Source organism: Streptomyces iranensis (assembly GCF_017874715.1).
GTDB classification, from domain to species: domain Bacteria; phylum Actinomycetota; class Actinomycetes; order Streptomycetales; family Streptomycetaceae; genus Streptomyces; species Streptomyces iranensis.
In genome coordinates this window covers 265,900-285,398 of the sequence record NZ_JAGGLR010000016.1, presented here as the reverse complement: position 1 = coordinate 285,398, position 19,499 = coordinate 265,900, and the positions used below count along the sequence as shown (strand labels likewise).

Sequence of the window (19,499 nt, the reverse complement as noted above, 5' to 3'; positions counted from 1 at the left end):
CGGGTGGTACCGCGGACGAGCGGGCGAGTTCGGGGCAGGCGTCACCTGGGAGCGTTGCGACGAGGGTTCGGCGAGTGCTGGCATTCTTGAGCGGAGCGCGTCCGCACCGTCCCCCCATCGCCCCGACACCGTCTCAGGAGCTCCGCCCGCGTGAGCAGTACCGTGAGCAACACCCCGGTCCCGCCGCACGGGCGGTCGTCGCTGCACGCGGTCCAGGTGCTGGGCGCCGGGAGTTCGGGCAGCGGGGTGCATGTGCGGTCGCTGTCGGCCGGGCTGGTGGCGCGCGGACTGCGGGTGACCGTATGCGGCCCCTGGAGCGCCGAGCAGGGCTACGGCTTCAGCCAGACGGGAGCGCGGTTCACCGGGCTCGACGCCCTGACGGACGCCGGAAGCATGGCGTCGCTGCGCAGGGCCACCCAGGGCGCGGCCCTGGTGCACGCCCACGGGCTGCGCTCGGGTCTGCTGGCGGCGGTGGCGCTGCGTGGCCGGAACGTACCCCTGATCGTCACCTGGCACACCCGCGTGGACGCCGAGGGCGCGCGGGCCCGTCTGGTCCGGCTGATGGAGCGTCGGGTTGCGCGGGCCGCCGCGATCGTGCTGGGGGCCTCCTCGGATCTGGTGGTCCGGGCCCGGGTCCGCGGTGCGCGCGACGCCCGGCTGGCCCCGGTCGCGGTGCCCGCCCCGCGCCGGCCGCCGGAGACCGCCGACGGCCGCCGCCAGAAGGCGCGGGCCGAACTGGGCGTGGTGGAGCGCCCGTTGCTGGTCACGGCGGGGCGGCTGGAGGCGATGGCCGGACACGGCCCGCTGCTGGACGCGGCGCGGCGCTGGCGGGCGCTGGATCCGCGGCCGCTGCTGGTGGTGGCGGGTGAGGGGCCGGACCGTGCGGTGCTCCAGCGCCGGATCGACACCGAGGGGCTGCCGGTGCGGCTGCTCGGCCGCCGTGAGGATGTGCCGCAGCTGCTCTCCGCGGCCGATGTCGCGGTGCTCTCCAGCCGCTGGGAGGCTCGGTCGTTGCTGGCCCAGGAGGCGCTGCACGCGGGGGTGCCGCTGGTGGCCACGGCGGTCGGTGGGGTGCCGGAGCTGGTGGGGGAGGCGGCCGAACTGGTCCCGTACGGCGACCCCGAGGCCCTGGCCGACGCCGTGACCGGGCTGCTCGCCGATCCGGTGCGCCGGGTGGAGCTCGCCGCGGCGGGGCGGGCGCGGACGGCGGGCTGGCCGACGGAGGACGACACCGTCGCCCATGTCCTGAGCGTCTACGATGAGTTGGTGCAGACCTTTCTGCGTGAAGGGGTTGACGGGCCCGGTCGTTGATCGGCAGGGTGCTGGGCAGAGGGACGAGAGAGCGCTCTCAATTTCGCGCCTCCCGTCACCCCCCACGCCATTTTCCCGGCAACCCCCACTACGCCGAGGAGCACCATCATCATGATCAGTCGCAGGAAGCTGCTGGGTGGAATCGCCGCCTCCGCCGCCGCCGCGGGAACCGGTCTCGCGTTCGCCGGCGGCCGCGCCAGCGGAGCACCGGGCGCGAAGGCCGCCGCCTCCCTGCCCCTGACCGTCGTGAACAAGACGGGGCAGTACGACAACGGGTCGGTATGGCTCTACATCGTCGGCAACGAGGGCGACCGGCAGGTCCACGTCACCCCGGACGGCAACATCGCCCCCGTCGCGCTCTCCGACAACGGCTCGGACGGCTTCACCGACTACGCGATCCCGCTGGCCGGAAGCGGTGAGACCAAGCTGAACCTGCCTCAGATGTCCGGCCGGATCTATGTGGCGCTGGGCTCCAAGCTCAAGCTCAAGGTGGTCGAGGACGGGGCGGGCAAGGCCGCGCTGCAGTACCCGGCGGGCTGGGTGTCCGGCGACCCGAACTACGACATCATGCACGACTGCGCGGAGTTCACGTACAACTCCTCGGGGATGTTCTGCAACACCACCATGGTGGACATGTTCAGCGTCCCGCTGTCGATCCACCTCACCGGCGCCCAGGACCAGACGACCGGCACCCTCAAGGACGGCGCCCGCGCCAAGGTCTTCTCCGACCTCGCCGGCGTCGACGCCTTCAAGAAGCTGATCGTCGGCGACAATCTGCGGGTGATCGCTCCGGGCCATGGCATGGGCGCGGGGGTGTTCGCGGAGGACTACTTCGCGTCGTACATCGACCAGGTCTGGGACGCCTACGGATCGAAGGACCTCAAGGTCACGACCAACGCGGGCACCTTCACCGGCCGGGTGAGCGGCGGGAAGTTCTCCTTCACCGGCCCGGCCTCGGTCTCCTTCGACAAGCCCTCCACCAAGGACGTGCTGTTCTGCGACGGCGCCCTGGCGGCCCCCAACGACGGGACCACGGGCCCGGTCGCGGCGATCCTCGGCGCGGGCTTCAACCGCTCCACGCTGCACAACGCCGACGCCCAGCCGACCACCGACCCGGCCGCCTTCTACGGCGAGGACGTCACCAACCACTACGCCAAGGCCATGCACGCGGCGACCGTGGACGGCAAGGCGTACGGCTTCGCCTTCGACGACGTGGCCGAGTTCGCGTCCTACATCCAGGACACCGCTCCGAAGGGGATCACGCTGACCCTGACCCCGTTCTAGGGGGTGTCCGGCGGGTCCTGACGCCTGCGGGGGGCTGTTCCCCGCCCCGCCCCTTCCCACAACTGGGGCTCTGCCCCAGACCCCGGCCGCGTCGCGGGTGGCGCGGCCGGCGCCCTGGCCAGTGAGCCGATCGCGGAACGGTCGGCCGGTCGCCCCCGGGGTCCGGGGCGAAGCCCGTGCCACGCGGTGGAGCCGCATATCGCTGCCGCGGGAAGGGGCGGGGAGGGGAAAGTATCGATACGCGGCTCCGCCGGACGCCTCGTAGGTCCGTCCGGTGGATCGGTCTTCGCGCCCACGACATCGGCGGCCGCCGCCGCGAGGCCCGCGGCGTCTGGTGCGGGGGGTGCCTCCCAGCGGTGGCCGGGGGCACGTGTCAGGGGGCGCGGGCCGCGAAGAGCCGCCGGGCCGGGCAGGAGCCGGGCGCGGTGCGGCAGAGGGCGGCCGGGCGGGGAGGTGTTCGCGGCGCACGGCGAGGGCGGCGCGGCGGACGGCGAGGGAGCCACTCCCCGCCCGGCGACACGGGGGGACGCCGGGCGGGGGCCCGAACCGGCGGGACGGGCCGCATCCGCGTCGGGTGGGGTGTGCCTGTGTCAGGTGGGTCGTGTCTGCGTCGGGCGGGGTGTGCCTGCGTCGGGCGGGGTGCATCCGCGGCAGGAGGGGTGGCCCGCCGCCGTGTCACCGCACATGGCGGCGGGCCTGGAGGGCCACCCCTAGGGCGAGCACCGTCTGGGGATCCTCCAGATCGCTGCCCAGCAGTAACGCGATCCGGGCCACGGCGGGACGGGCCGCATCCGCGTCAGGTGGGCCGCATCCGCGTCAGGTGGGTCGTGTCTGCGTCGGGTGGGGTGCGCCTGTGTCAGGTGGGTCGTGTCTGTGTCGGGCGGGTCGCATCCGCGTCAGGCGGGGCGGTCTGCCGCCGTGTCACCGCACATGGCGGCGGGCCTGGAGGGCCACCCCTAGGGCGAGCACCGTCTGGGGATCCTCCAGATCGCTGCCCAGCAGTGACGCGATCCGGGCCAGCCGGTCGTACAGCGTCTGGCGGTTGAGGTGCAGTGCGCGGGCCGTCTCCGCCTTGCGCCCCGCATGCCGCAGATACGTCTCCAGCGTCGGCACCAGCGGCGGGCGGGCGGTTCGGTCATGGGCCAGCAGTGGACCGATCACCCGGTCCACGAAGGCGGCCAGATCGCCGTGCTCGCGCAGTCGCCACAGCAATAGGTCGACATCCAGGCTCCGTACGTCGTACCAGCCCCGGTCGGGCGGCGTTCCGCACGCCGCGTTCGCCGCCTCCGCCGCATGCCGCAGCTCGGCTCCGGCCGCGTCCCAGCCGACCGCGAGCCCGGCGACCACCACCGGCGGCCGGGCGCCGGTCCGGTCCGGCCAGGCCCGCTCCACCCCGGCCCGCAGCGCCGCCGCGATCCGCTCGGCCACCGCGCTCCGCTCGGTCGCGCCGCGCAGCCCCGCCAGCAGCGGAACCCGCCCCTCCGGAAGCCGTACGCCGAGCAGCACCGGCACCCCGACCCCAGCCAGCTCCTCCTGCACGGCGTGGGCCAGCGCCGCCCAGCTCTCCCCGCCCCCGGCCAGCGGCCGCGGATCCTCCACCAGCCGCATCACCACCGGCAGCAGCGGCCCGGCCGGGCCCGGCCGGAAGCCCAGCACCCGGGCCTGGGCAGGGGCGTCCGACGCCTCGATCCGGCCCTCGGCGAGATCGGTGAGGAAGTCCCCGCGCCCGCGCGCCGCCAGCTCCTCCTCCTGACGCGCCCGCAGCAGCACCACCGCCAGCAGATCCGCCGTCCGCTCGGCGGCGATCCGGTGCACCGGGCCCAGCGGCCCGGCCACCGGAAGGACGGTCAGCCGCGCCCGTACGGCACCGGGGCCGGGCCCGCCGCCCGGGATGTCCGCGATCACGCTGCCCGCCGGCGGCTCGGGCCGCGCGGCCGCGCGCGGCGCCCGCAGCCCCTCCCACACCTGGAGCGGATCGGCCGCGCCCGCCGGGGGCGTGCCGCCCGGCCCGGCCGCGTACAGCAGCCGTCCCTCGGGGGTCTCCAGGAAGACCGGATTGGCCGCGAAGGCGGCGAAGTGGCGCAGGATCTCCGGCACCCCGCCGCCGCGCAGCAGCACCTCGGTGGCCTGCCGGTGCACCACATCGGCCTGGCGCAGCAGGGCGTAGTGCTCATTGACGATCTCGGTGTGGATCTCCTCGGTGACCGTCACGAACGGCACCTCGCGATGGAGCTGCACCAGCGGCAGCCCGCACGAGCGGGCGGTGTCCACGACCGGCCCCGGCAGAGTGCGGAACCGGGCCCCCAACTCCACCACCAGGGCCGCGATGCCCCGCTCGGCGAGCCGGCGGACGAAGGCGCGCTGCTCGGCGGGGCGCGGCCCGACCCCGAGGCCGGTGGTCAGCAGCAGCTCACCGCCCTTGAGCAGCGCGGCGATGTTCGGCGCCTCGCCCGCGTGCACCCAGCGCACCGGGCGGTCCAGCAGTTCCTGCCCGGACACCACCTCGGGGAGCCCGCGGCGCAGGGCGGGAAGGCCGAGGGCCCGCGCCACGGTGATCGTTCCCTCTGGTTCCATGCCGCCACGCTAAACGCTCCGCGGGAAGTGCCGCGAGGTGCGGTCGTTCGTCCGCGGCTGCGTCCTGGCTGGTCCCACGCGGCGGAGCCGCATATCGACACAGCCGCGGCGGAGCCGCATATCGACACAGCCGCGGCGGAGCCGCACATCGACACCGCCCCGCGCCCCTTCGGGCCGCTGCCCGAACCGTGGCGGACTTCCTCCGACCTGCTCGGCCGCCCGTTCGATGCCCCGCCTCGACCTGCCTGGGCCCGCCCGGCGGGCAGAGCCCGGATGCGGGGGCCCGGGTCCCCAGGACCCGGGCCGGGGGTCAGCCTCCGTACGCGCCGGACGCCGTGAGACGCAGCGCGGTGTCGATCAGCGGCACATGGCTGAACGCCTGCGGGAAGTTGCCCACCTGGCGCTGGTTGCGCGGGTCCCACTCCTCGGCCAGCAGCCCGAGGTCGTTGCGGAGCCCGAGCAGCTTCTCGAAGAGCTTGCGGGCCTCGTCCACCCGGCCGATCATCGCCAGATCGTCGGCGAGCCAGAACGAGCAGGCCAGGAAGGCCCCTTCGTCGCCCTCGAGACCGTCCACCCCGGCGTCCTCGCCCGCGGTGGGGTAGCGCATCACGAAGCCGTCCTCGGTCGACAGCTCCCGCTGGATCGCCTCGATGGTGCCGATGACGCGCTTGTCGTCCGGCGGCAGGAAGCCCATCTGCGGGATGAGCAGCAGCGAGGCGTCCAGCTCCTTGGAGCCGTAGGACTGGGTGAAGGTGTTCCGCTCGGCGTCGTAGCCCCTCTCGCAGACGTCCCGGTGGATCTCGTCGCGCAGCTCCCGCCAGCGCTCCAACGGCCCGTCCACATCGCCGGATTCGATCAGCTTGACGGTGCGGTCGACCGCGACCCAGGCCATCACCTTGGAGTGCACGAAGTGGCGGCGCGGCCCGCGCACCTCCCAGATGCCCTCGTCCGGCTCGTCCCAGTGCTCCTCGAGGTAGCGGATCAGCTTCAGCTGGAGCACGCTCGCGTAGTCGTTGCGCGCCAGACCCGTCATATGGGCCAGGTGCAGCGCCTCGGTGACCTCGCCGTAGACGTCCAGCTGGAGCTGGCCCGCCGCGCCGTTGCCGACCCGGACCGGCTGGGAGTTCTCATAGCCGGGCAGCCAGGTCAGCTCGGCCTCGGCCAACTCCCGCTCGCCCGCGATGCCGTACATGATCTGGAGGTTCTCCGGGTCGCCCGCGACCGCGCGGAGCAGCCATTCGCGCCAGGCGCGGGCCTCCTCGCGGTAGCCGGTGCGCAGCAGCGAGGAGAGGGTGATCGCCGCGTCCCGCAGCCAGGTGAAGCGGTAGTCCCAGTTCCGGACGCCGCCGATCTCCTCGGGCAGGGAGGTGGTGGGCGCCGCGACGATGCCGCCGGTGGGGCCGTAGGTCAGCGCCTTCAGCGTGATCAGTGAGCGGACCACCGCGTCCCGGTAGGGGCCGTGGTAGGTGCAGTGCTCGACCCACTCCCGCCAGAACGCCTCGGTGGCCTCCAGCGCCCCCTCCGGCTCGGGCAGGGCGGGCGGCTCGTTGTGCGAGGGCTGCCAGCTGATGGTGAAGGCGATCCGGTCGCCGGGGCCCACCGTGAAGTCGGAGTAGGTGGTGAGGTCCTTGCCGTAGGTGTCGGCCTCGGTGTCCAGCCAGACCGAGTCCGGACCGGCGACGGCGACGGTACGGGTGTCCACCCGGTGTACCCAGGGCACGACCCAGCCGTAGGAGAACCGCATCCGCAGCGCGGAGCGCATCGGCACCCGGCCGCTGACCCCCTCGACGATCCGCACCAGTTGCGGGGCGCCGTCACGGGGCGGCATGAAGTCGATCACACGGACCGTGCCGCGCGGGGTGTCCCACTCCGACTCCAGGACCAGGGAGTCGCCACGGTAGCGGCGGCGGTCGGCGGCGGGCGGCCCGCTCCCCGCGGGGGCGGCGGGCCCCAGCCGCCAGAAGCCGTGTTCCTCAGTGCCCAGCAGACCGGCGAAGACGGCATGGGAGTCGAACCGCGGCAGGCACAGCCAGTCGACGGTCCCGTCTCTGCAGACGAGGGCGGCCGTCTGCATATCACCAATCAGTGCGTAATCCTCGATACGCCCGGCCACGTGCATTCCCCATTCGAACGGCCGTATCACCCCGGAGGGCGTTGCTTACGGTCTCGGAAAATTCTGACGAGCTCTTGTTCCGGGGGCGTGCTGGTGGTGCCGTGCCGGGGTGGCTCGCATGCGTGCGTCCGATGAGGATACGACGGACAACGGTGATCCGCTTGAGCCCGTCCACATCGTGGCTCGCATCTCACGGCCGATCGGGTGGCCAGGTCACGCATGGTGTTCGGGCGGTTGCGCAGACCGAACGCGGGAACCAGGTCAGCAGCGACCGCTCCGGGGCGCTGATACCCTGGTAGCCCGTGGAGCGGCGGGCACAAAACCCCCGAACCTCAGCGGCGGCGCCCCCGGACCCCGGAGCGGCTGCCGTACGCACCCTCACGACGCGACCACGGGAGCCCCCTCTTGGCCATTGCCGCTAAGCCCATGACGACCAAGCACCTCTTCGTCACCGGGGGTGTCGCTTCCTCACTCGGCAAGGGTCTTACCGCCTCCAGTCTGGGGGCGCTGCTGAAGGCGCGCGGTCTGCGCGTCACCATGCAGAAGCTCGATCCGTATCTCAATGTCGACCCGGGCACGATGAACCCCTTCCAGCACGGCGAGGTGTTCGTCACCAACGACGGCGCCGAGACCGATCTGGACATCGGCCACTACGAGCGCTTCCTCGACGTCGACCTCGACGGCTCGGCCAATGTGACCACCGGACAGGTCTACTCCACCGTAATCGCCAAGGAGCGGCGCGGTGAGTACCTCGGGGACACGGTGCAGGTCATCCCGCACATCACCAACGAGATCAAGCACCGCATCCGGCGCATGGCCACCGACGACGTGGACGTCGTCATCACCGAGGTCGGCGGCACCGTCGGCGACATCGAGTCGCTGCCCTTCCTGGAGGCCGTCCGCCAGGTCCGGCACGAGGTCGGCCGGGACAACGTGTTTGTGGTGCACATCTCCCTGCTGCCCTACATCGGCCCGTCCGGCGAGCTGAAGACCAAGCCCACCCAGCACTCGGTGGCCGCACTGCGCAATATCGGTATCCAGCCGGACGCGATCGTGCTGCGAGCCGACCGCGAGGTCCCCACCTCCATCAAGCGCAAGGTCTCGCTGATGTGTGACGTGGACGACGCCGCCGTGGTCGCAGCCATCGACGCCAAGTCGATCTACGACATCCCCAAGGTGCTGCACTCCGAGGGCCTGGACGCCTATGTCGTCCGCAAGCTGGACCTGCCGTTCCGCGACGTGGACTGGACCCAGTGGGACGACCTGCTGAAGCGGGTCCACGAGCCCGACCACGAGATCACCGTGGCGCTCGTCGGCAAGTACATCGACCTGCCCGACGCCTATCTCTCCGTCACCGAGGCGCTGCGCGCCGGCGGCTTCGCCAACAACGCCCGCGTGAAGATCAAGTGGGTCACCTCCGACGACTGCAAGACGGCGGCCGGTGCCCGGGAGCAGCTCGACGGCGTGGACGCGGTCTGCATCCCCGGCGGCTTCGGCGACCGCGGTGTCATCGGTAAGGTCGGCGCGATCACCTACGCCCGGGAGAACAAGATCCCGGTGCTGGGCCTCTGCCTGGGACTCCAGTGCATCGTCATCGAGGCGGCGCGCAATCTCGCGGGCATCGAGGGCGCAAACTCCACCGAGTTCGAGCCCGCCACCACCGACCCGGTGATCTCCACCATGGCCGAGCAGCTCGACATCGTCGCGGGCGAGGGCGACATGGGCGGCACCATGCGGCTGGGCATGTACCCGGCCAAGCTGGCCGAGGGCTCGATCGTCCGCGAGGTCTACGACGACCAGCCGTATGTCGAGGAGCGCCACCGCCACCGCTACGAGGTCAACAACTCCTACCGCGGTGAGCTGGAGAAGAAGGCCGGGATCGTCTTCTCCGGCACCTCCCCGGACAACAAGCTGGTGGAGTACGTGGAGTACCCGCGCGAGGTCCACCCCTATCTGGTCGGCACCCAGGCCCACCCCGAACTGCGCTCCCGCCCGACCCGTCCGCACCCGCTCTTCGCGGGCCTGGTGAAGGCGGCGGTCGAGCGACAGGTGGCAGCTCAGACGGGGGGCGTAAGCGTCTGACCGTTACGGTTGGCAGGGGCGGGCGGCCGGCGCGGCCCACCGCCCCGTCAACCGCACGCGGAAAGGACGCTGAGGCAAGCATGCGCATCCAGGACACCCCCGAGGAATGGCCGGTCACCGCGACCGCCACGCCGTTCACCGGCAACAAGACGAGCGTGCGCACGGACGAGGTGGAGATGCCCGACGGGAGTCGGGTCAAGCGCGACTACCAGGTCCACCCCGGCTCCGTCGCCGTCCTCGCCCTGGACAGGGACGACCGCGTGATCGTGCTGCGGCAGTACCGGCACCCGGTCCGCCGGCGGCTGTGGGAGATCCCGGCCGGTCTCCTGGACATCCCCGGTGAGAACCCGCTGCACGCCGCCCAGCGGGAGCTGTACGAGGAGGCGCACGTCAAGGCCGAGGACTGGCGGGTCCTCATCGACGTCTACACCTCGCCCGGCGGCTGTGACGAGGCCGTGCGGATCTTCCTGGCCCGGGAGATCTCCGTGGCCGAGGGCGAGCGGTTCGAGGTCTCCGAGGAAGAGGCCGACATGGAGCTCGCCCGGGTGTCCCTGGAGGAGCTGGTGCGTGGCGCCCTCGCGGGCGAGCTCCACAACAACTGCCTCGCGCTGGGCGCGCTGGCGCTGCGGGCCGCGCTCTCCGGCGAGGGCATCGACGCCCTCCGGCCCGCCGACGCCTCCTGGCCGGCCCGGCCCTTCGACGTCTGAGCCGCTGATGGGACGCATGGGCCCCACTCGTCCTCGGTGAAGATCCGATGGAGTGATTTTCGGTCCGTGCTGTGGGCCGTGAGTACCGGGTACCTGACGCGGAGTGAACTACGCTCATAGTGAGCCGAAGGGGCTCGTACGCGCAGGTGGACGGGAGTGGGCCCGTGGCGGAGCAGGCGGTCGACACCGATGGGGAGCCGGCGGCCCCAGGGAAGCGGCAGCCGCCGCCCCCCGCGTCCGCTTCATCCGCTTCGTCCGCCCCCGGCCGTCCGCCGGAATCCGCTCCCGGGCGTTCGCCGGAATCCGCCCCCGGCCGTTCGCCCAAAGATGATTCGCCCAAAGATGAGATGTCCTCCTCCGACACCCCGCCGCGGCAACGGCGCTCCACCGCGGACGCCCAGGACGGCGGGGTGTGGAGCGGGGCGACCCGGGCCGTGCTGTTCGCGGCGGCCGCCTCCGTGGGGCGGGGGTTCGCCGGGCGGCGGCGGGAGCTGCTCTCGCTGCGGGCCGACATCGAGCGCGCGGGCCTGGACACCCTCGCCGGCCGCAAGGCCGCCCGCAGCCGGGTGCTGCTGATCGCGGGCCGCCCCGGCTGGGGCCGTACGGCGCTGGCCGAGGAGCTCGCCCGGCGGCTCGCCGACGACTACCCCGACGGGGTGCTGAGCGCCCGGCTGACGACGTCCGCCGGTGATCACGTGCCCACCGAGCGCACCGCCCGTGAGCTGCTGGGACGGCTCGGGGTCAGCGCACCGCCGGGGGCGGACGAGGACGATCTGAGCGAGGCGCTGCGCGAGGCTCTCGACGGCAAACGGGTGCTGCTGCTGCTCGACGACGTGGCCGGGGCCGAGCAGGTGGACGCGCTGCTGCCCGATGAGCCCGACTGCCTGGTGGTCGCCGTCTCGCGCGGCCCGCTGACCGGGGTGCCGGGTGTGCGGCCGTGCACGGTGGGCGGGCTGGATGTGAGCGCGGCGGTCGGGCTGCTGGCGCAGTACACCGGCCCCACCCGGATCACCTGCGATCCGGTGGCCGCGCAGTCCCTGGTCGAGGAGTGCGCGGGCCAGCCCGCGGCGCTCGTCCTGGTCGGCGGCTGGCTCGCCGCCCGCCCCCAGGCATCGGTGGCCGACGCCCTGGCCCGGCTGCGCGAACTGCCGCCGGACGACGGCGACCTCGACCACGGCGCGCGCCCGCTGATCCGCGCCTTCCGGCTGGCCTACGCCGCGCTGCCGTCGGCCGCCGCCCGGATGCTGCGGCTGCTGGTGCTGGCGCCCTGCGGATCGGCCGACGCCCAGATCGCCTCCGCGCTGGCCGGCTGCTCGGTGGCGGACGGCGAGGCGGCGCTGGAGGGCTTCGCCGCGTACGGGATGCTGCGCCCGCGCGGCACGGGCCGCTACCTGGTGCCCGGCTGTCTCGATCCGCTGCTGCGGGAGCGGCTGGCGGCCGAGGAGCGCCCGGCGGAGGTGGAGCTGGCGCGGGCGCGGATGCTGGAGCGCGCCGTACGGCAGCTGCACGCCTGCCGGCTGGCCGCCGAGCCCGCGGGTTCCCCGGGCCGGAAGAAGCTGGCCGGGATGCCGAAGCCGCTGCGGTTTTCGTCGTCGGCGGAGGCGGCCGACTGGCTGGAAGAGCGGCTGCCCACGCTGATCGAGGCTGCCCGGCTGGCCGTGGAGACCGGTCAACTCGACACCCTGGCACGGCGGTTGGTGGCCGCGCTGACCCATGCCCTGACCGCCCACCGGGGCTTCGAGGGCGCGGCGGTGGAGCTGTACGGGCTGCATCAGCTGGTGCTGGACGTGGCCCGGCGCCGCGATCTGCCGGTGGAGCGGGCGGCCGCGCTGCTGAACCTCGGCGATCTGGACGGCGGGGCGGGCCGGGTGGACAAGGCCCTCGCCCGTTACAAGAGCGCCCTGGAGGCCGCCCGCGCCTCGGGCGATCCGTATACGACCGGCCGTGCGCTGGAGTCGATCGGCGGCACGTACCAGGCGCTGGAGGACTGGCACCGGGCGGCCGACTGGTACGGACGCGCCCTGGAGCTGCGGCTGAGCCGCCGCGACACGCCCGCGGCGGCCCGGTTGTACGCACGGCTCGGCACCGTCCACGGCTACGCCGGGCGGTGGGGCGAGGCGCTGCGCGACTGGCGTGCCGCCGCGGCCGCCTGCCGCCGGGCGGACGACCGGCCGGGGTACGCGCGGGCGCTCAGCGGCACGGCGGATGCCCAGGAGCGCTCGGGGCGGCCGAGGGAGGCGCTGCGCAGCTGGGCGGAGACCGCCGCGGCCGCCCGGACCTGCGGTGACACCGGGCTGCATGCCGAGCTGGCGCGCCATGCGGCGGACGCGATGGACCGGCTCGGCGGGGATCCCTCGGTGGCGCGGTCGCTGCGGCGCACCGCCCGGAGAATCGAGGCGAGCGAGGCGGAAGACACCGGTCCGACACCTCAGAGTGGGGACTGAAACACTGTCGACCTACGAAATCAGTAGTGGTCTTCCAAAAGATTGATGCATTGCAAGGCTAGACAGCGCGACGTCCTTCATTAGACTGGCTGTACCGCGATTGTTGCGGTCGTCTCCGGCATGCGGACGCGCATGCCGGTTTGCCTGTCTATGGTCGATGGTGTATCGACCCATGACCGGCTATGGCGATAAGTTCCTTTTCCCCCATTCAAGGACCGTGATCGACGTGAAGGTCGGCATCCCCCGCGAGGTCAAGAACAACGAGTTCCGCGTGGCCATCACCCCCGCCGGTGTGCACGAGCTGGTCCGAGGCGGCCATGAGGTCGTCATCGAGCGGAGTGCGGGCCTCGGCTCGTCCATCACGGACGAGGAGTACACCGCCGCCGGTGCGCACATCCTCGGCACCGCCGACGAGGTCTGGGCCACGGCCGACCTGCTGCTGAAGGTCAAGGAGCCCATCGCGGAGGAATACCACCGGCTGCGCAAGGGCCAGACGCTCTTCACCTATCTGCACCTGGCCGCCTCCCGGGCCTGCACCGACGCGCTGCTGGAGTCCGGCACCACCGCCATCGCCTACGAGACGGTCGAGACCGCGAACCGCGCCCTGCCGCTGCTCGCGCCGATGTCCGAGGTCGCGGGCCGGATCGCGCCGCAGGTCGGCGCGTACCACCTGATGCGCTCGGCCGGCGGCCGCGGTGTGCTGCCCGGCGGGGTGCCGGGTGTGGCCGCCGGGCGGGCCGTGGTCATCGGCGGTGGCGTCTCCGGGTGGAACGCCGCCCAGATCGCCATCGGCATGGGCTTCCACGTCACCCTGCTCGACAAGGACATCAACAAGCTGCGCGAGGCCGACCGGATCTTCGGCAACCGGGTGCAGACCATCGCCTCCAACGCCTATGAGCTGGAGAGGGCCGTCCTCGAGGCCGACCTGGTCATCGGCGCGGTGCTCATCCCGGGCGCCAAGGCGCCCAAGCTGGTCACCAACGAGCTGGTGTCCCGGATGAAGCCGGGAAGTGTCCTTGTCGACATCGCGATCGACCAGGGCGGCTGCTTCGAGGACTCCCGTCCCACCACCCACGCCGAGCCGACCTTCGAGGTCCACAACTCGGTCTTCTACTGCGTGGCCAACATGCCCGGCGCGGTGCCGAACACCTCCACCCACGCGCTCACCAACGCCACGCTCCCGTACATCGTGGAGCTGGCCAACCGCGGTTGGCGGGAGGCGCTGCGCCGGGACGCCGCGCTGGCCAAGGGGCTCAACACCCATGAGGGCCAGGTCGTCTACGGCCCGGTCGCCGAGGCCCATGACCTGCCCGTCGTCGAACTGGGCTCGCTGATCGGCTGAATGACGCCCGGACCTCACCGGCCCCGGCCGCCGGGGCCCGTGAACCCCGGTTGCCGGACGGTCAACCCCGGCCGTCAACCACATGTCAACATCGGGCATCCGGCCGGGTCTTGTCGAAGGATGAGGCCCGGCCGAAGGTGTGTCCGCTGTGCCCCGTATCGCCTGCGGGCCACCGCTCGGCCAACTCGCCCTAAATGTAACTATTCAGACGCTTTATGCGGTGGTGAAATCTCCGCGGCACCGTTCATACGCCCTTGACATCGGGGTGTTCGATTGCCGACACATCGTGCCGTGTCCGGTGGATTGTGTTGCTGCGGACCGGTGACACGCCATAGAGTCGCCAACCGTCGGCATGGTGTCACGCTGACCTATAGAGAAATTTCCTGGTCACCAAGGAGGTAGGACGACTTGTGAATGAGTCGACATTTTCTCCCGGGGGTGGTCAACCAGGACCGGCTGCGCGGGGCCAGGGCCCCTCGGGGCTCGAGGCTGTCGGCTCCGTCGCTGTCCGTACCTTCGCAACCCGCCAGAGCCCGACGACAGCCCACCAGAGCCACAGCATGGACGGCCATCACGTGAACGCCATGGCCGGCGACCAGGGGGGCACGGATCCCGCCCGCTTCGCCGACTACGACGACCTCCCCGACGGGCACTTCTACGACCCGGACGCGGAGTACGAGCCAGATCCCGAATACGCGGCCACGCTCGCGCCCGACGCTGCCCGCCAGCGCCGCGAGCGGATCGGCCCCACCGGGCGCCCGCTGCCGTACTTCCCGATCCCCGGGCCGCTGACCGACCACGGTCCCGCGAAGATCATCGCGATGTGCAACCAGAAGGGCGGGGTCGGCAAGACCACCTCCACCATCAACCTGGGCGCGGCCCTGGCCGAGTACGGCCGCCGGGTCCTGCTCGTCGACTTCGACCCGCAGGGCGCCCTGTCGGTCGGCCTCGGGGTCAACCCGATGGAGCTCGACCTCACGGTCTACAACCTGCTCATGGAGCGGGGCATGTCGGCCGACGAGGTGCTGCTGAAGACGGCCGTGCCCAACATGGACCTGCTGCCCAGCAATATCGACTTGTCGGCCGCCGAGGTGCAGCTGGTGAGCGAGGTCGCCCGGGAGTCGACCCTCCAGCGCGCGCTCAAGCCGCTGATGGCCGACTACGACTACATCGTCATCGACTGCCAGCCCTCGCTCGGTCTGCTCACCGTCAACGCGCTGACCGCCGCGCACAAGGTGATCGTGCCGCTGGAGTGCGAGTTCTTCGCGCTGCGCGGTGTGGCGTTGCTCACGGAGACGATCGAGAAGGTCCAGGAGCGGCTCAACCCCGACCTGGAGCTGGACGGCATCCTCGCCACGATGTACGACTCGCGCACCGTGCACAGCCGCGAGGTCCTCGCCCGCGTGGTCGAGGCGTTCGACGATCACGTCTACCACACGGTCATCGGCCGTACGGTCCGCTTCCCCGAGACCACGGTCGCGGGTGAGCCGATCACCACGTACGCGTCCAACTCCGTCGGTGCCGCCGCCTATCGCCAGCTCGCCAGGGAGGTGCTCGCCCGGTGTCACGCCGAGTGAGTCTGCCGGGAGCCGACGAACTGTTCCGCACCACGGGAGGGATGGGTCTCCAGTCCTCCGCTCCCGCCGCCGGGCGCCGCCAGGCGAACGGCGAGGGTCCCCGGGTGCCCCCGCCCGCCGCCGAACCCGACGCGGGCGCCGAGCCGCGCGAAGGGCAGGAGCAGCGCGCGGACGGTGAGCAGTCCGGCTCGGGCGAACACACAGGACGGGAGACGGCCTCCCAGGACGCGGTCGGCGAGCGGCGCCCCGCCGCCGGGGAGCGGCCCAAGGGCCGCCAGGCCCAGGGCGGTTCGGCCGCGGCCGAGCAGAACGGCCCGGCCCGCCGCCGCGCCCGTACGCCGAACCGAAGGCCCAGTGGGCGCGAGCGCCACGACGAGAAGATCACGGTCTATGTCTCCGCCGAGGAGCTGATGGACCTCGAGCACGCGCGTCTGGTGCTCCGCGGCGAGCACGGGCTCGCCGTCGACCGCGGCCGGATCGTCCGCGAGGCGGTCGCGGTCGTCCTCGCCGACCTGGAGTCGCGCGGCGACGCGAGCATCCTGGTGCGCCGCCTCCGCGGCCGTTGACCGGGCCGGGCGATAGCCTGCCCGGTCGTACGGGCTGCCCCGCCCGGCCCTGAGCACCCTGGACCGCGATGCCGACGAACGACACCCCCGCCCCGCCGCCCCGCCCCTCTCGCCGCACCCTCGGCCGGGGGCCCGGCACGGCGCCGGCCGGGACGGGTCCGGACCGGTCCACCGCGCCCACGCCTCCACAGGAGGCCCCTCAGCGCCCCGATCCGCCCCTGGCGGGGGAAGCGGCGGGGGAAGCGGCGCTGGAGCCGCGGAACGGCGCCCAGGCGGCGCCCGAGGCCCCTGCTGAGCCGTCCGAGCCGCCCGTCGCGTCCGCCGCGCCCGAGGCCGTCGCAGAGCCTGACGCCCCCGAGGCCGTCGCAGAGCCCGATGCCCGCGAGACCGCCGAGGCGCGCGATGCCGCCGTGGAGCCCGAGGCGCGCGAGGCCGCCTCGGAGGAACTCACGGCGCCGGACGCCGAGCCCGAGCCGTCCCCGGCGACGGCCGACGCCGCTGCTGCCCCGGACGCGTGGCGGGGCGCGGGCGGTGGGCGCGGCCGTAAGGATGCGTCGGCGGACGAGCCGGAGCCGGTGCACGCACGGGCCGACCTCGACGTGGCGCCCTCCGCGGGCGGGCACGGCGGTGAGGCGGCAGCGGCCGGGGGCGGGAGCGACGAGGCCGACGCGAACGGCGGGGCCGCGGCGAGTGGCGGGGCCCAGGCGGGCGACGGGGCCGGGGCGAGTGACGGGACCGCGGCGATCGACGGGGGCGGTCAGGGCGAGGCGCGAGCCGAGGACGGCGGCAATCGGTTCACCGTGCGGCTGGACAACTTCGAGGGGCCCTTCGACCTCCTCCTCCAGCTGATCTCCAAGCACAAGCTGGATGTCACCGAGGTCGCCCTCTCCAAGGTCACCGACGAGTTCATGGCCCATATCCGCGCCATGGGGCCGGACTGGGACCTCGACCAGACCACCGAGTTCCTCGTCGTCGCGGCGACCCTGCTGGATCTCAAGGCGGCCCGGCTGCTGCCCGCCGCCGAGGTCGAGGACGAGGCGGACCTGGCACTGCTGGAGGCGCGCGACCTGCTCTTCGCCCGGCTGCTCCAGTACCGCGCGTACAAACAGATCGCGGACATCTTCAACGACCGGCTGACCGCCGAGGCCGCCCGTCACCCCCGTACCGTCGGCCTGGAGCCGCACCACGCCGAGCTGCTCCCCGACGTCGTCATCAGCATCGGCCCCGAGGGCTTCGCCAAGCTGGCCGTCAAGGCGATGCAGCCCAAGCCCAAGCCGCAGGTCTACGTCGACCACATCCACGCCCCGCTGGTCAGCGTCCGGGAGCAGGCCGAGGTGGTGGTCGCGCGGCTGCGGGAGCTGGGGGAGGCGACCTTCGCCGCGCTCGCCGAGGACGCTCCCGACGTCCTTACGGTCGTCGCGCGCTTCCTGGCGCTCCTGGAGCTCTACCGCGAGCGCGCGGTCCTCCTGGACCAGCCGGAGGCGCTGGGGTCGCTCATGGTCCGCTGGACGGGCGAGGCGGGTGAGCGGCCACTGGTCACCGACGAGTTCGACCAGGAGGCCAAGCCCCGTAAGGAGCCCGAGCAGGAGACGGCCACGCCCGAGACGGCCGCGCCCGAGACGGCCACGCCCGAGAAGGAGAAGGAGGAGGTAGCGAGTTGAGCGAGCAGCGGACACCCGCCGGGCTCTCCGAAGTCGCCGAGCTGGACCTCAAGCCCGCCCTGGAGGCCGTCCTCATGGTCGTCGACGAGCCCGCCACCGAGGAGAACCTCGCCAAGGTTCTCCAGCGGCCGCGCCGCGCCGTGGCGGACGCGCTGCGCGAGCTGGCCGACGAGTACGCGACCCAGGGCCGGGGCTTCGAGCTGCGCCTGGTCGCGGGCGGCTGGCGCTACTACACGCGCCCGGCCTACGCCGCCGCCGTCGAGGGGTTCGTCCTGGACGGCCAGCAGGCCCGGCTCACCCAGGCCGCTTTGGAAACCCTCGCGGTGGTCGCGTACCGTCAGCCGGTCAGCCGTTCCCGCGTCTCGGCCGTCCGCGGCGTCAACTGCGATGGCGTGATGCGGACCCTCCTCCAGCGGGGCCTGGTCGAGGAGGCGGGCACGGAACCCGAAACAGGTGCGATCCTGTACAGGACGACGAACTACTTCCTGGAGCGGATGGGCCTGCGGGGGCTGGACGAGCTCCCGGAGCTCGCGCCGTTCCTCCCCGAGGCGGACGCGGTCGAGGGCGAGTCCCAGGAGGGCATGCCGTCGTTCGACCCGGACGCCATCGACGGCGATGACGCGCAGGACGACGCAGAACGCACGACGACGTAGAACACCGAGCCGACAGCGGCCACTCTCAGACGGAAACTTGATGCGAAGCAGCGGCAGGAACAGCAGGGGCAGCGGTAGCGGCGGCAAGAACTACCGAGGCGCGGGGAACAGGCGCGACGAGCAGCAGCAGCGCGCCGGCCGCCCCCGCCCCGAAGAGCGCCGCTACGACGTGGGCGGCGGCCCCAAGGCGGGCCCCAAGGGCTCCCAAGGGTCTCAGGGCGGCCCCAGGGGCTCTCAGGGCTCCCAGGGCTCCCAGGGCGGCGGCCCCAAGGGCGGTGGCCCCAAGGGCGGCGGCGGCCGTGGCCGCAAGCCGGGCCCGGCCCGTCCGCGCGAGTACGAGGCGCAGATAGAGGAGCGCAACCGTGCCCGCCACGACAAGCCGCGGGTCAAGATGCCCAAGACCTTCGGTGAGCAGGAGGGCGAGCGGCTCCAGAAGGTGCTCGCCCGCGCCGGCATGGGCTCGCGCCGCGCCTGTGAGGAGCTGATCGACCAGGCCCGGGTCGAGGTCAACGGCAAGGTCGTGACCGAGCAGGGGCTGCGCGTCGACCCCGAGAAGGACGAGATCAAGGTCGACGGGCTGACCGTGGCCACCCAGTCGTACCTCTTCTTCGCGCTGAACAAGCCCGCCGGTGTCGTCTCCACCATGGAGGACCCCGACGGCCGCCAGTGCCTGGGTGACTATGTGACCAACCGCGAGACCCGGCTCTTCCACGTCGGCCGACTCGACACCGAGACCGAGGGCATCATCCTGCTCACCAACCACGGTGAGCTGGCCCACCGCCTCACCCACCCCCGCTACGGCGTGCGGAAGACCTATCTCGCCGCCATCCAGGGCCCGCTCCCGCGCGACCTGGGCAAGCGGCTCAAGAGCGGCATCGAGCTCGAGGACGGCTACGCCCGCGCCGATCACTTCCGGGTGGTGCAGAACACCGGCAAGAACTACCTGGTCGAGGTGAGCCTGCACGAGGGCCGCAAGCACATCGTGCGGCGGATGCTCGCCGAGGCCGGCTTCCCGGTCGACAAGCTGGTGCGGACGGCTTTCGGCCCGATCGCGCTCGGCGACCAGAAGTCCGGCTGGCTGCGCCGGCTGACCAACACCGAGGTCGGCATGCTCATGCGCGAGGTCGAGCTCTGATACGGACCCGGCACCGCTGACGGCTCCGGCCGTCGGCGGGCCGCCGCGTC

The 19,499-nt window shown here is 72.7% G+C and carries 13 protein-coding genes; 11 read left to right on the top strand and 2 right to left on the bottom strand.

Translation table 11 applies throughout. The features are described 5' to 3' along the window. Positions 1–150: 150 nt before the first annotated feature. Positions 151–1,311 carry a glycosyltransferase family 4 protein gene (locus tag J2Z30_RS28775; RefSeq protein ID WP_107073386.1) on the top strand — a complete coding sequence of 387 codons (1,161 nt, stop codon included), beginning with the start codon at positions 151–153 and terminating at the stop codon, positions 1,309–1,311. Positions 1,312–1,422: 111 nt separating this feature from the next. Then, positions 1,423–2,595, top strand: a complete 1,173-nt coding sequence (locus J2Z30_RS28770) for a glycoside hydrolase family 64 protein (RefSeq protein WP_044577486.1) — start codon at positions 1,423–1,425, stop codon at positions 2,593–2,595. 921 nt (positions 2,596–3,516) lie between these two features. Here the strand turns inward: J2Z30_RS28770 and J2Z30_RS28760 are convergent. Both J2Z30_RS28760 and J2Z30_RS28755 read right to left on the bottom strand, forming a co-directional pair. After that, a complete protein-coding gene (locus J2Z30_RS28760; protein WP_044577489.1) occupies positions 3,517–5,169 on the bottom strand; it encodes a PucR family transcriptional regulator in 1,653 nt (550 codons plus the stop codon). Between the two features lie 310 nt (positions 5,170–5,479). Beyond that, positions 5,480–7,288, bottom strand: coding sequence for a glycoside hydrolase family 15 protein (locus J2Z30_RS28755; protein ID WP_044577491.1), 1,809 nt, complete (start codon positions 7,286–7,288; stop codon positions 5,480–5,482). 420 nt (positions 7,289–7,708) lie between these two features. Between J2Z30_RS28755 and pyrG the strand changes: the two genes are divergently transcribed. The 9 genes from pyrG (at position 7,709) to J2Z30_RS28710 (ending at position 19,449) form a co-directional block, all read left to right on the top strand. Beyond that, positions 7,709–9,364: a CTP synthase gene (pyrG, locus tag J2Z30_RS28750; RefSeq protein ID WP_044577494.1), complete on the top strand. Its 1,656-nt coding sequence runs from the start codon at positions 7,709–7,711 to the stop codon at positions 9,362–9,364. Between the two features lie 80 nt (positions 9,365–9,444). Further along, a complete protein-coding gene (locus J2Z30_RS28745) occupies positions 9,445–10,071 on the top strand; it encodes an NUDIX domain-containing protein (protein WP_044577497.1) in 627 nt (208 codons plus the stop codon). A gap of 347 nt (positions 10,072–10,418) precedes the next feature. Then, entirely contained in the window at positions 10,419–12,515 is a 2,097-nt protein-coding gene (locus J2Z30_RS28740) for a tetratricopeptide repeat protein (protein ID WP_245388530.1), read from the top strand. A gap of 226 nt (positions 12,516–12,741) precedes the next feature. Next, positions 12,742–13,857, top strand: coding sequence for an alanine dehydrogenase (gene ald, locus J2Z30_RS28735; protein WP_044582116.1), 1,116 nt, complete (start codon positions 12,742–12,744; stop codon positions 13,855–13,857). 560 nt (positions 13,858–14,417) lie between these two features. Next, complete coding sequence (locus J2Z30_RS28730) at positions 14,418–15,434, top strand: ParA family protein (protein ID WP_020872375.1); 1,017 nt, start codon at positions 14,418–14,420, stop codon at positions 15,432–15,434. Continuing rightward, positions 15,419–16,000 carry a hypothetical protein gene (locus tag J2Z30_RS28725; protein ID WP_209468877.1) on the top strand — a complete coding sequence of 194 codons (582 nt, stop codon included), beginning with the start codon at positions 15,419–15,421 and terminating at the stop codon, positions 15,998–16,000. Before J2Z30_RS28730 ends, J2Z30_RS28725 begins: the two co-directional genes overlap by 16 nt. 68 nt (positions 16,001–16,068) lie before the next feature. Beyond that, entirely contained in the window at positions 16,069–17,661 is a 1,593-nt protein-coding gene (locus tag J2Z30_RS28720) for a segregation and condensation protein A (protein WP_044577500.1), read from the top strand. After that, positions 17,658–18,314 (top strand): SMC-Scp complex subunit ScpB, encoded by a 657-nt coding sequence (gene scpB, locus J2Z30_RS28715; protein ID WP_044577502.1) that lies wholly within the window; start codon positions 17,658–17,660, stop codon positions 18,312–18,314. The genes J2Z30_RS28720 and scpB overlap by 4 nt, the downstream gene beginning before the upstream one ends. Positions 18,315–18,354: 40 nt before the next feature. Continuing rightward, positions 18,355–19,449, top strand: a complete 1,095-nt coding sequence (locus tag J2Z30_RS28710; RefSeq protein ID WP_044577504.1) for a pseudouridine synthase — start codon at positions 18,355–18,357, stop codon at positions 19,447–19,449. The last annotated feature ends 50 nt before the right edge of the window (positions 19,450–19,499 follow it).